The organism is Paenibacillus sp. FSL H7-0323 (assembly GCF_038002725.1).
In the GTDB taxonomy this organism is placed as follows: domain Bacteria; phylum Bacillota; class Bacilli; order Paenibacillales; family Paenibacillaceae; genus Paenibacillus_AQ; species Paenibacillus_AQ odorifer.
This window is the reverse complement of sequence record NZ_JBBODB010000001.1, coordinates 4,171,194-4,184,181: the sequence shown is the minus strand read 5'-3', so window position 1 is coordinate 4,184,181 and position 12,988 is coordinate 4,171,194. Positions and strand designations below refer to the sequence as shown.

The 12,988-nt window shown below is 43.4% G+C and carries 9 protein-coding genes; all 9 read left to right on the top strand.

Annotated elements, in window-relative coordinates; all coding sequences use genetic code 11:
- Window positions 1–142 precede the first annotated feature (142 nt).
- Window positions 143–2,935 (top strand): phosphoenolpyruvate carboxylase, encoded by a 2,793-nt coding sequence (ppc, locus tag MHH89_RS18880; RefSeq protein WP_038573414.1) that lies wholly within the window; start codon window positions 143–145, stop codon window positions 2,933–2,935.
- 514 nt (window positions 2,936–3,449) lie between these two features.
- Window positions 3,450–4,016 (top strand): RNA polymerase sigma factor SigW, encoded by a 567-nt coding sequence (gene sigW / locus MHH89_RS18875; RefSeq protein ID WP_036681288.1) that lies wholly within the window; start codon window positions 3,450–3,452, stop codon window positions 4,014–4,016.
- Between the two features lie 121 nt (window positions 4,017–4,137).
- Entirely contained in the window at window positions 4,138–4,752 is a 615-nt protein-coding gene (locus MHH89_RS18870; protein WP_036681404.1) for a zf-HC2 domain-containing protein, read from the top strand.
- Window positions 4,753–4,966: 214 nt separating this feature from the next.
- On the top strand, window positions 4,967–5,797 hold the full coding sequence (gene cdaA / locus MHH89_RS18865) for a diadenylate cyclase CdaA (protein ID WP_036681290.1): 831 nt from the start codon (window positions 4,967–4,969) through the stop codon (window positions 5,795–5,797).
- Window positions 5,790–7,250: a CdaR family protein gene (locus MHH89_RS18860; protein WP_081386458.1), complete on the top strand. Its 1,461-nt coding sequence runs from the start codon at window positions 5,790–5,792 to the stop codon at window positions 7,248–7,250. Before cdaA ends, MHH89_RS18860 begins: the two co-directional genes overlap by 8 nt.
- Before the next feature lie 88 nt (window positions 7,251–7,338).
- Window positions 7,339–8,679, top strand: a complete 1,341-nt coding sequence (glmM, locus tag MHH89_RS18855) for a phosphoglucosamine mutase (RefSeq protein WP_076129780.1) — start codon at window positions 7,339–7,341, stop codon at window positions 8,677–8,679.
- A gap of 640 nt (window positions 8,680–9,319) precedes the next feature.
- Entirely contained in the window at window positions 9,320–11,152 is a 1,833-nt protein-coding gene (gene glmS, locus MHH89_RS18850) for a glutamine--fructose-6-phosphate transaminase (isomerizing) (protein ID WP_076129781.1), read from the top strand.
- Window positions 11,153–11,358: 206 nt separating this feature from the next.
- Window positions 11,359–11,484 carry a helix-turn-helix domain-containing protein gene (locus MHH89_RS31350; RefSeq protein WP_081383471.1) on the top strand — a complete coding sequence of 42 codons (126 nt, stop codon included), beginning with the start codon at window positions 11,359–11,361 and terminating at the stop codon, window positions 11,482–11,484.
- Between the two features lie 938 nt (window positions 11,485–12,422).
- Window positions 12,423–12,896 (top strand): hypothetical protein, encoded by a 474-nt coding sequence (locus tag MHH89_RS18845; RefSeq protein ID WP_076219059.1) that lies wholly within the window; start codon window positions 12,423–12,425, stop codon window positions 12,894–12,896.
- Window positions 12,897–12,988 lie beyond the last annotated feature (92 nt).

Below are 12,988 nucleotides of genomic sequence, written 5' to 3'. Positions count from 1 at the left end.
CTTAGGTGCTGTGTCGCTTTACAGCACAAAAAAGTTGCAGATTTTCAAACGGTTTTATTGTATGATATGAGGAAGCTTTAATAGACGATATTTAGACAGACAAACTTAACACATTGATCCGGAAGAGAATGGGGGGAGCAGCATGACCGAACTTACGACTACCGTCAGCAAAAGCAACTCTAACAATCTGCTGCGACGGGACGTACGGTTCTTGGGGAACATTTTAGGAGAGGTCTTGGTTCACCAAGGCGGTAACGAACTGCTGGAGATCGTGGAGAAGATCCGCGAGACCAGTAAATCGCTACGCTCACTATTTTTACCTGAACTGCATAGTGAATTTAAGGAGTTAATCAATTCTTTGGATCCGGAGAACCGTCATCAGGTAATAAGAGCGTTCGCCATTTATTTTCAATTGGTGAATATTGCCGAACAGAACCACCGGATTCGCCGTAAACGTGACTATGAACGTTCAGCTGGGGAGACAGTACAACCCGGTTCTATAGAAAGCGCTATTCAAGAGCTTCGTGAACGTGATTTCTCTCATGAGGAAGTCAACGAGATTATTGAAGGATTGTCTCTGGAACTTGTAATGACGGCACATCCAACGGAAGCTATGCGCCGTGCGATTCTCGATATTCATAAACGGATATCCGATGATGTTATGGGTCTTGATAACCCTACCTTAACTTTCCGTGAACGTGAACAGCTTCGCGAGAAGTTATTGAATGAAGTGATTACGCTTTGGCAAACGGATGAGCTGCGTGACCGCAAGCCTACAGTACTCGATGAAGTGCGTAATGGAATGTATTATTTCCATGAGACGATTTTCCATGTATTGCCCGACGTGTATCAAGAGCTTGAACGCTGTCTGAGCAAATATTATCCAGGACAGAATTGGCATGTGCCAACCTACTTGCGTTTTGGATCATGGATTGGCGGAGACCGTGATGGTAACCCATCGGTAACCTCAACAGTCACTGCGCAGACTTTACGCATGCAGCGTAAGCTGGCCATTCGTGAATATCAGCGTATTATGCGTGAACTCATGAAATATCTAAGCTTTAGCACAAGTATTGTTAAAGTGACGCCTGAGCTCGTAGAATCCATCGAAGCTGATCGTCAGATCATTAACCTAGGCAAGATGGAAGAATGGCGCAATGACAATGAACCTTACCGTATTAAACTTAGCTACATGATCTCTAAGACACAAAATGTTTTGGATGATGAGAAAAAAGATACTCCTGAGCGTTATGCTACACCTGAGGAGTTCATAGATGATTTAAATGTCATTGACCGCAGTCTACGGCATCACTACGCCGACTATGTGGCCGATACTTATATTAAAAAGCTAATCCGCCAAGTGGAGCTGTTCGGATTCCATACGGCAACTCTTGACGTGCGTCAACACAGTCAAGAACATGAGAATGCCATGACAGAAATTTTGGCGAAGATGAACATTTCGCCGGATTACTCTAAGTTGACGGAGATCGAGAAGATTGATCTGCTGGAGAAATTGCTGAATGATCCGCGTCCGTTGACCTCTTCTTACCAGACGTATACTGAAAGTACAGAGGAGTGTCTGGCTGTTTACCGGACGATCTTCGCATCGCAGGAAGAGTACGGCAAACAATGTATCACCAGTTATCTGATCAGTATGGCTGAAGCTGCGAGTGACATTCTGGAGGTTATGGTCTTCGCCAAAGAGGTAGGACTATTCCGCAAGGATAACGACGGTACAGTTGTATGTACCCTGCAAGCTGTGCCACTTTTTGAAACGATTGATGACTTGCATGAAGCACCGCAAATTATGAACACACTGCTCAATATGCCGATCTACCGTGATGCGGTAAGAGCAATGAATGATTTGCAGGAAATCATGCTTGGATATTCAGATAGTAATAAAGATGGCGGCGTGGTTACTGCTAACTGGGAACTGCGTGTTGCCCTAAAAGAAATTACAGCGACAGCGGATAAGTTCGGAATCAAGCTGAAGTTCTTCCATGGTCGTGGTGGAGCGCTCGGCCGCGGGGGTATGCCACTTAACCGCAGTATTCTTGCTCAGCCTGCTTCGACAATTGGCGGCGGGATTAAGATTACCGAGCAGGGAGAAGTAATCTCCTCCCGTTACTCCATGCAAGGGATTGCTTACCGCAGTCTGGAGCAAGCGACATCTGCGCTTGTAACAGCAGCAATTAGTGCGAGAGTGCCACAAGCGGATCTTTATGAAGAGAAATGGGAAGAGATTGTTGCCCGTATTTCTGAGGTCTCGCTGAACAAGTATCAGGATTTGATCTTCCGTGATCCGGATTTCCTGACTTATTTCAAAGAATCAACACCTCTGCCTGAGGTTGGAGAGCTTAATATCGGTTCCCGTCCTTCCAAACGGAAGAATAGCGATCGTTTTGAAGATCTGCGTGCAATTCCTTGGGTATTTGCATGGACACAAAGCCGTTATTTGCTCCCAGCCTGGTACGCTGCTGGAACCGGACTGCAGAGTTTCTATGAGGGTAAGGAAGAGAATCTGAAGATAATGCAACATATGTATGAGAACTTCTCATTCTTTACTACACTGATAGATACGCTGCAAATGGCTATTTCAAAAGCGGACTTGATCATTGCTAAGGAATATGCCAGCATGGGCAAGAACGAGGAAGCACGTCAACGGATCTTTGGCCAGATTGAAGATGAATTTAATCTGACTTCTGAGCTAATCCTGAAGATTACAGGCCAGCAGGATATTCTGGATAACGTTCCTGTGATTCAAGAGTCGATCAGACTCCGCAATCCATACGTTGATCCGCTTAGCTACCTGCAGGTTCAATTGCTATCTGAGCTTAGAGCGCTCCGTGAAATTGATGGAGATGATAGCGAGCTGCTTCGCGAAGTATTGCTTACCATCAACGGCATTGCCGCCGGTCTTCGGAATACCGGCTGATATAGTCTTAACAACAAAAAGTCCGCCCTATTTGGGGCGGACTTTTTTTGCCTAATACAAGTTGTTGTGATCATAAACTGTATATTGCTGCTGTGAACATTACTTGTTCCTAAATATTGGAGAGTCAAACCCGATATTTCTCTATTACCCTACCCAAGTAACCGAGATGTAATCGGAGGTAAATTAGGAGGAATATAAAAATTAGGGGAAAGAGTGCATGGAGAAGAATTTTGGAACTGTAGGAGCGCCAGCGTTCGCCTTTATCCTCAGATTTCGACCGCTATATGCGGTTTCTAATCAGGAAATCAGAGGATAACAGCGACCGAAAGTCCAACATTCTTTGGAATGCTATCGTATTCACACCGTGTTTTATTCCTAAAAATTAACTCAGTTTACATAGAAGGTTACAATACAATCCTTGATTTTTACACAAACTTGAATTACGATTTAATTGCTTGTACCGTGGATATTTGCGAAGAAATACCAAGGGCGGCAAGTCTGGGGGAGTTAACAGGTGGAGAATTTGGAAGGCAGATTGACAAAGCTCGCCTTGAAGGGCGACCAAAGGGCATTTGCCGAGCTTGTGGAACTATATAAAGACAAAATATATCATTTAGCTTACAGGATGTTGAACAATCGCCATGAGGCGGAGGATATTGTTCAGGAGACCTTTTTGCGTGTGTATAGGAATTTGGATCGTTATGATGATAAACAGAAGTTCTCCACATGGATTTACCGGATTGGAACGAACCTCTGTATTGATAGATTGCGTAAACGAAAACCAACCTATTCGCTGGATGCTGAAATGAACGATCAGGAGGGCCTTGATGGCTATTCGTTGATTCCGAGCGACAATGTGACACCTGAGACCGAACTATTGCTCTCTGAGACGCAGGGGCTAATCTATGAAGCGATTGACAGTCTGCCTGTGAAATACAGGTCGGTGATGATTCTGAGATACCTGCAGGATCTGTCCCTTCAGGAGATTAGTGATGTCCTGGATATGCCCGTGACCACGATTAAGACGCGTGTACACCGAGGCCGTGAATTTTTGCGTAAAAAATTAGGCCCAAAAATGTAAAAATAGATTTTATTTATGAAACATCTTTTCGAGAGCGACGTATGTAAGTTAAGCAAGTCTTATGTGTCCTGACCCTTTGTCTTAGGATAATTAAATAGCACTCATGAAAGGATTGGCTCCTATGGAATGCAAACTGGCCGTCTCTATGATGCATGACTACTTGGATGACGACTTGCCCGAACAGCAGCAGAGGGAATTGAAGGAGCATCTTCTATCCTGTCCAGATTGCCGTGCAAAGTTTAAAGAATTGGAACAGACAGATATGTTGATGTTCTCCCTAATGCATCAGAATCCTGTAGCTTCAGATGATCTTGTGAGCCGGATAATGAGTTCATTGCCAAAGACTAAGAAAGAAAAAGCCTTTATTACCTGGATCAAGAGGCACCCTGCACTTACAGCGGCATCTCTATTCCTTGTCGTTATGCTGATGAGCACCGTAACTTTTTGGAGTCCAGACAGACAACTTGTAGTTAGAGGTGTTGATTTGGATCAAGTGGTCATCAAAGGGGATACTGTAATTGTACCTTCCGGCAAAATAATTACCGGGGACCTTACCATAGAGAACGGTAAAGCACAGGTATATGGAGAAGTGAACGGCAACGTGACAGTCATTGACGGATCTCTATATCAGGCTTCAACAGCTCATATTTCTGGGCAAGTCAAAAGCATAGACCAGGCAGTAAGCTGGTTCTGGTATAAAGTGACGAACATGTTCTCTGAAGTTGCCTACCGTTAATGCGGGCAGTGGTTACCTTGAGCAGGAATATTAATTAGCGCCTCTTTTTCCGGAAAGATGGCGCTTTTTTGTTTCCTTAAATTGGGTGGTTTCGGAAAGGATTGAGGGACTAAACTTGCAACTGAAGCCCGAACGTTATAACCTAGATATGATACAGAGCTAACAGACATTTTACATAAACCCAGCTAATTTGAAATGACGGGGGTTTTAGGCAATGAGTTATTTTACTGAGCTAACATGGAAAGATTCCATTAAAGATATAATTGATATCCTAATCGTCAGTTACATTATTTATAAAGTGCTTAATATGGTACGCGGGACGCGGGCGATTCAGCTTTTAAAAGGGATACTGGTTCTGGTCTTGATTTGGGCGGTAAGCACAATCTTGGACTTGTATACACTTAAATGGCTAATGAATCAAATGTTTACTTTCGGGGTCCTAGCTGTCTTTATCATTTTTCAGCCGGAACTACGAAGGGGACTGGAGCAGCTTGGACGGGGCAGATTTTTCGGACGGGCTGGAGAAAGTGACGAAGAGATCAGTAAGTTAATCGGCGAAGTGATTAAAGCCGTGAATTATTTATCTCGCAGAAAAATAGGGGCGTTAATCGTTTTTGAGCGGGAGACGGGGCTAAACGAATATACAGAGTCAGGTATACCCATGCGTTCCCTGGTCAGCTCCGAATTGCTTATTAACATCTTCATTCCCAATACACCTTTGCATGACGGAGCCCTTATTATGCAGGGAAATCAGATTGCTGCGGCTGCTTGTTACTTGCCTTTGTCCGAGAATCCTTTTATCAGCAAAGAACTGGGAACCCGGCATCGGGCTGCTATAGGAATAAGTGAGGTTGCGGACTCGGTGTCTGTCATTGTCTCGGAGGAGACAGGGCAGATTTCCCTTGCCATCAATGGCCAGATCGTTAGAGACATTAAGGAAGAATCCATGATATCGAAGCTCCATCAAGAGCTTAGTGTAAGTTCATCGCTGAAGGAGAAGGGTTCAACTTTCTGGAAACGGAAGGGGGACAAGAATCATGGATAAGTGGATGAATAATAACAATTTCAATAAGATTCTGGCCCTTGTGTTTGGGATCATTTTGTTTACGATGGTTCATGTCGATACTGCGCCTTCTGGACAGACAACAGTGGATATTAAAACAAAAACTATTGAGAATGTGAAGATTGAAGTGACCGGCCTTGACGAGGACAAATATGTCCTTGAACCCTTGGCTGTCGATAGTGTCAGTCTGGAGGTAGCGGGTAAAAATTCCGATATCTCCTTTCAGTTCTCGGATGACTATAAAGTGATGCTTGATCTGAGTAAGGTTGAACCTGGGGACACCACGTTGCCACTTTACTATAAACTACCCAAAGGTGTATCTCTAGTAAGAATGAATCCTAAAGAGGTTACTGTACATGTAGAACCGAGAAACACGAAGTCTTTTCCCATAACATTGGTTACAAAGGGAAAACCTGCAGCGGGCTATCAAATAGGCACGCCTGTCTTGCAGCCTACAGATACTGTAAAAGTGACACTTGCGGATAATGAACTAAGCAAGGTAGCCAAGATACAAGGGACTATTGAGCTTAACGGTGAGAACGAAACCTTTGTAGAAAAAAAACTGAAGCTACACGCTTATGATAATAATGGAAATGAAATTAAAAATGCTGTAATTGAGCCTTCTACTGTATCTGTGGAATTGCCGATTACCTTACCTTTTAAGAGTGTGCCGCTGGAGATTGGCTTTACTGGGCAACTTCCAGATTCACTCGTATTATCCAAAGTGACTCCTGAGCAGGAAACGGTCGTAGTGTATGGACAAGCAGAGGCTTTAAAAGCTTTATCTGCTTATGAAGCTACAGTCGACCTTAGTGCAATAGATTCTGCGGGGACGAAACAAGTAAAGGTGGATCTGAAGGCACCGGCTGGAACGGAGAAAGTTATGCCAGAAGCTGTGAATGTTTCATTAACCATCTCAGAAATTGCTGAGCGGACGATTGAGGCGGTACCCATCAAGCTCCAAGGCGTGGGGGATGATTTGGAAGGAAGTATTGTTAATCCTTCAAGCAAGGAAATTGCGCTTACCTTAAAGGGTGCACCTGCTTTACTTGATCAACTTGATAAGAAAAATATAGGGGTTGTGGCTGATGTTAGCGGACTTTCAGCTGGAACTCACGAGGTTTCTTTGCGGGTATCATTACCCAAGTTCATCGCATTAGCCAATGCAGGGGTGCCACTTACTGTGACCGTGCAGCTGCTATCGCCTGCAGCACCAGTCCCTACGCCTCATCCAGATACGGGGGGTGTAACTACTCCTGAACCGAGTTCTGAACCTGTTATAGGCGATGTGGAACCTACGGAGAAGCCCACGCATAGTGGAGAGGCTGGTGGAGCAACACCAACGCCTGTCCCGACGGATAGCAATCCGGAGAATAACGGCACAGCTAACACAAGTACGAATTCCGAGAATCCTGTAGGTACAGGCGGGACGTAATCTTTTGAGCCCAGAGGTACACCAAAATAGTATGCAATTCATATGATAGTACATTAAGCTAACGTAGCGTATTCAAAGGAGAAAAATAATGGGGAAGTATTTTGGAACTGACGGTGTGCGGGGAGTAGCAAACCGTGAATTGACTGCAGAAATGGCTTATAGTATTGGCCGTTGTGGAGGATATGTACTAGCGGGTAACTTGGATAAACCGAAGGTTGTTATCGGAATGGATACACGTATTTCCGGTCCTTTATTGGAATCCGCACTGATAGCGGGCTTATTGTCTATTGGAGCCGATGTAATCCGTATAGGCGTAGTGAGTACCCCTGCTGTTGCTTATATTACGAGATTGTTAAAAGCAGACGCAGGCGTCATGATTTCAGCTTCTCACAATCCTGTAGAGGATAACGGCATTAAGTTCTTTGGTGGGGATGGCTTCAAGCTTACAGATGAAACTGAACTGCGCATTGAAGAGCTTATGGATGCTGAGGTAGATGAATTGCCACGTCCTATCGGTTCGGGTTTAGGTATGGTTACCGTAGATAATGATGCTAAGTATCTTTATCTGGAGTATTTGAAAACTACCATTTCTCAGGACTTTAAGGGAATCAAGGTTGTACTGGACTGTGCGCATGGCGCAGCGTATGAGCTTGCTCCAAGACTGTTCAGAGAGCTTGGCGCTGAGGTTATTTCTATCGGGGCTGAGCCAGATGGATTGAATATTAATGATGGATTTGGTTCGACACATCCAGAGACTTTGCGTGAAGAAGTCTTGCGTCATGGAGCCGATCTGGGACTTGCTTTTGACGGAGATGCTGACCGCCTGATCGCTATTGATAATAACGGTGATGAAGTCGATGGCGACTTTATCCTTTGTATTTGTGGTGATGCCATGAACCGTGCAGGTAAGCTGAAGGATAGCACGATTGTATCAACTGTTATGAGTAACATCGGATTCTATAAAGCTACCGAGAAATTATCCCTGAATACTGCTAAGACAGCTGTAGGGGATCGTTATGTTATGGAAGAAATGCGTCGTGGGGGCTTTAATCTAGGCGGAGAACAGTCTGGACATGTTATTTTCCTGGATTACAATACAACTGGTGATGGTATTCTTACAGCTATTCAGCTGGTAGATACGCTTAAGGCTACAGGCAAACAGCTTAGCGAAGTTAAGAGTATGATGACTAAATACCCGCAGGTGCTGGTTAATGTTCGTGTACAGGATAAGACTAATTACCCTAATAACCCGGCTATAGAAGCGGCTATCGCTGAAGTTGAAGGTAAGCTAGGTGACAATGGCCGTGTGCTTGTACGTCCGTCAGGTACGGAATCTCTAATCCGCGTTATGGCAGAGGGACCAGATAAGTCAGATCTAGATCTTTATGTGAATCAAATTGTGGAAGTAGTTCAACGCGAATTGGTATAATCCATTACCTTAACTATAAGGCTGGTGCAGTGAGCGAGAGCGATTCGGACTCGTTGCACCAGTGTTATTTTATTTTAGGATTGGATCGTTTGAACTGCTTTTGTAAAATTTAGGTTGATGCGCCATTGCCAAAGTACAACAAGGTGCATATAATAGATTAAGTGTCATTCTAGAAGGAAAGCGGGGATTGTGAGGTTAGCAATAGCAAGCGCCAGAGCTTGGTCTAGCGCGGGGGAGAAGGGAAAGCTGCTTACTTGTTATGTAGGCTATGGCTTGAACGGATCACGGCAGACGTAAGCTGACGAGGTGGAGGTGTTCGAAATGTTCGGCGGGGACCTCCCGGTGATACACCAGAGCCGTAAATGGATACGGAAAATGAAAGGGCGACCTTTCACACAACGTTTTCATGGGTGCAACAAATTATATTATTCATGTGTGCGCGCATCAGAAGGAAACACGTTATTTCTGCCACGGCAGAGGAGAAGGCTGTGCATTTCATGAACATTAGAATGTAAGTGACAGTTTATTTTGTTGATCCTAAAATACAACAGAATATTTGCTTTTTCTCAAAAACATGCCGCACGGCACGTTTCTTTCCTTATGCCGCCACATTACGATAACTCGGACGGGGGAAATTATAATGTGTGGTATTGTAGGATATATTGGTAATCAGAATTCGCAGGGGATCTTGGTTGAGGGTTTGAAGAAATTGGAATATCGTGGATATGATTCCGCTGGTATTGCTGTATTCACCCAAGAAGGACTGCAAGTAGTGAAAGCTCAAGGCCGTTTGGCGAATCTGCAGTCGAAGCTCGAAGACAGCCCGCTGGCAGGTAGCGCAGGTATCGGACACACACGCTGGGCGACTCACGGTAAACCATCCGATGAGAATTCACATCCACATACGGATAACAGCATGAAGTTCTCGGTAGTTCACAACGGTATTGTCGAAAACTATCTGGATCTGAAAGAAGAGCTGATCGCTGGCGGATGCCACTTTGTCTCTGAAACCGATACAGAAGTTATTTCACATCTGATTGCTCGCGAATATGACGGAGATATCGTGAAGGCTGTACAAAAAGCGATTACGTTCATGCGCGGTGCGTTTGCATTAGGCGTCCTGACTGAATATGAACCAGATAAACTGGTGGCTGTGCGTCAAGCTAGCCCGCTCATTATCGGTCTTGGCGAAGGAGAAAACTTTATCGGGTCAGATATTCCGGCACTGCTTGAATATACCCGTAACGTATATATTTTGAACGACGGCGAAATGGCTGTGCTGACAAGAGATGCTGTCGAATTGATGACGATTGAAGGCAATTTTATTTCTCGGGAAATGATTACTGTCGATTGGGATGCAGTTACCGCAGAAAAAGGCGGCTACGAGCATTTCATGCTGAAAGAAATACACGAGCAACCTAAGGCTTACCGCGACACCATGCGTGGTCGTATCAATGCCGAAGGTAACAAGGTTGTATTGCCTGAACTGAACATGACTGAAGAACAAATCAAGAACATTCGTAACATTCAAGTCGTTGCTTGCGGAACGGCATACAACGCTGGTGTGGTAGGACGTACTATGATCGAATCTTTGGTTCGTATTCCGGTTGAGAATGATATCGCTTCGGAATATCGTTACCGTTCACCAATCGTGACTCCAGAAACTTTGGTTATCGTAGTCAGCCAATCCGGTGAGACTGCAGATACTTTGGCAGCTCTGCGTGAAGCACAAGCTAACGGGGCACATGTATTGGCGATCACTAACGTTGTGGGCAGTTCTATCGCTCGCGAAGCAAATGATGTGTTGGTAACCTTGGCAGGTCCAGAAATTGCAGTAGCTTCGACCAAAGCTTACACTTCACAATTGATCGCATTTGGATTGTTTGCTCTTTACTTGGCTGAAGTTCGTGGTACACAAACCGAAGCACAAGTTACTAAGATTCTTGCAGCTATGCAATCTCTGCCAGAGCAAGTGGAAGAGATCCTAGCTCAAAAAGAAGCGATCAAAGGTTATGCTGAACAAATTTCTGAGCACAAAAACTTGTTCTTCATCGGCCGCGGCGTAGACTACGCTGTTGCTCAAGAAGGATCCTTGAAGCTGAAAGAAATTTCTTATATTCACTCCGAAGCTTATGCTGCAGGGGAATTGAAACACGGTACATTGGCTCTGATCGAAGAAGGCGTTCCAGTTATTGCCCTGGCAACTCAGGAAGCTGTACTTGAGAAGACCGTCAGCAACATCAAAGAAGTGAAAGCTCGCGGCGCAGACGTGCTGGCAATCACTCACCAAGAGCATTTAACTGACCTGCTTAGATCAGTTGATCAAGTGTTCGTGATTCCTAAAACACTTCCAATGCTGACAGCAGCTTTGTCCGTAGTGCCTCTGCAATTATTGTCCTATTATGCTTCTCTTGCGCTGGGTCATGATGTAGATAAACCACGTAACTTGGCGAAGAGTGTTACTGTGGAGTAGAATTGGTGATGTGAAAGTACAGTTGTTTGACTAATTACATTAATGTGTTGTTCTGAACATTAAAGTATTGTTTTGAGTAACAAAATTGCAATAAAGTTGTGTTTTGAAAAGCTTAAGAAAAAAATGAGTATGGAACAGCAACACTGACATCTAGAGCCGTCCTGAAAATACAGGGCGGCTTTATCTTTTTTTTTATATGGGGGAAGATGATCTCACAAGGCCGACTTAGTGAAATTGAGCAGGGAAAGACTAAACCCTCTGCCGAAACTCTAAAAGAATTAAGGAAAGAAATTAATGTTGATTTAAACTGGTTATTCGACGAGGATATTTAATTTTGTTAATATGTTGATGGTGTGCTACCCGCGTACGTTCTTTAATAGGTAATTGGAAATGGAATATAATGAGGAGGACGCAGCCCAAGCGAAGGCGCGGGAGCGTTCTTTTTATTAAACTAACGGGAGGATATCCCTCAATTCAATGTTTTAAGTACGGCAGCATAACGAAACAGTAGTTCATTAGCGTTCGAACCAAAACAGTGAGATACAGACAACTGAAGCACGGATGAGTCGGAACGAAACTATCATACGGACGAAGATCCTGTCAGGCAGCATATCTGACCTCCACCTCATGGACAGGTTGAATGAAGGAATGTGGGAGCTAGGCTGTGAGACTTGGGAGGGTTGACCTCCATGAGGAATGTGGAGGTCCATAAGTGCAACCATACTTTTCCTAGATAACCACTTTCTTCAGGGTGTGGTTAAGAAAATGTTCTTTTGCGCTTTTCCTCATCCCAACATTTTCTTCGATTTCAACTTGATTCCACTATGAAGTCGTCTGCACTGAACGAATAAAATCAGAAACCTAAGATATTACGAGCATTCAAGAGAAAAGTGATTCCTCATAGAGGGAGAATAGTTTAACAAAGGACAGGATACCGAAGCACCTGTTCTTCAATAATTTCACCATACTTCGGCTACTCTTTGTAAGTGGTAGTGGATTGATCTGTGTCCATGTAGACTACACATTAAAAGACTTATTAGAACATAATATTACGTAGAGGAGAATTGGAGATTATTGCGTAAGGAAATTAATATTATAGTAAACTGATGTTCACATGCACTTTAAAAGGTAGTATAATAAAATAAGGAAAATAATACATTTTATAGTTTAATATTTTCCTTTACGGACCTTATCCATTCGTTCAACATTTAAGTGAATATAATGTTTTAAAGTAGGAAATAATTTATTGGTATAGAAAGGGCGGGATAATATGTTTAAAAAAATATATTTAATAGCCTTTGCAGTGACTATTATTTCAGGAGTGGCATTAATATCAAATTCAAAAGCAGACACCTATCCAGAAATGGAAACCGTAAATAAGACGGTTGAAAATCCTGTTAACACTAATTTTTCAACAAATAACGTAAAATCCGTAGAATCCGTAGAATCAGTAAAAAACGTAGAATCCGTAGAATCAAAAATCGCAAAAGGGTATTATAGTCAACTATATACACCTCATGGCATGTTCTTGCGAGCAGATAAACAAAGTATCTTTAAGGAATCGGAGATAGCAAGAAATTTAGATCAAATCGGGCCTAATACGAATCAACTAATTTTTGAAGGCGAGTTTTTTTTAAAAGTAGATGAATCAACATTTCTTAAATCGTATCCCAATTCGTTGATCTTAAATGAAACCTTAAATGAAACAGATGAAAACCCGATTAGACTGACGAGGCTTCATTAAGCTAACTGGCAGGATAGTTTGAATATCCAATATACGGTATTATATTATTTATATCGATAGTAGTACTTTTTATATGCATCGGATACATTGAG

What these genes read in the sequence shown, in the direction of transcription:
- ppc (WP_038573414.1), top strand. Translation starts at nt 143, where the DNA reads ATGACCGAACTTACGACTACCGTCAGCAAAAGCAACTCTAACAATCTG.
- MHH89_RS18870 (WP_036681404.1), top strand. Translation starts at nt 4,138, where the DNA reads ATGGAATGCAAACTGGCCGTCTCTATGATGCATGACTACTTGGATGAC.
- cdaA (WP_036681290.1), top strand. Translation starts at nt 4,967, where the DNA reads ATGAGTTATTTTACTGAGCTAACATGGAAAGATTCCATTAAAGATATA.
- MHH89_RS18860 (WP_081386458.1), top strand. Translation starts at nt 5,790, where the DNA reads ATGGATAAGTGGATGAATAATAACAATTTCAATAAGATTCTGGCCCTT.
- glmM (WP_076129780.1), top strand. Translation starts at nt 7,339, where the DNA reads ATGGGGAAGTATTTTGGAACTGACGGTGTGCGGGGAGTAGCAAACCGT.
- glmS (WP_076129781.1), top strand. Translation starts at nt 9,320, where the DNA reads ATGTGTGGTATTGTAGGATATATTGGTAATCAGAATTCGCAGGGGATC.
- MHH89_RS31350 (WP_081383471.1), top strand. Translation starts at nt 11,359, where the DNA reads ATGATCTCACAAGGCCGACTTAGTGAAATTGAGCAGGGAAAGACTAAA.
- MHH89_RS18845 (WP_076219059.1), top strand. Translation starts at nt 12,423, where the DNA reads ATGTTTAAAAAAATATATTTAATAGCCTTTGCAGTGACTATTATTTCA.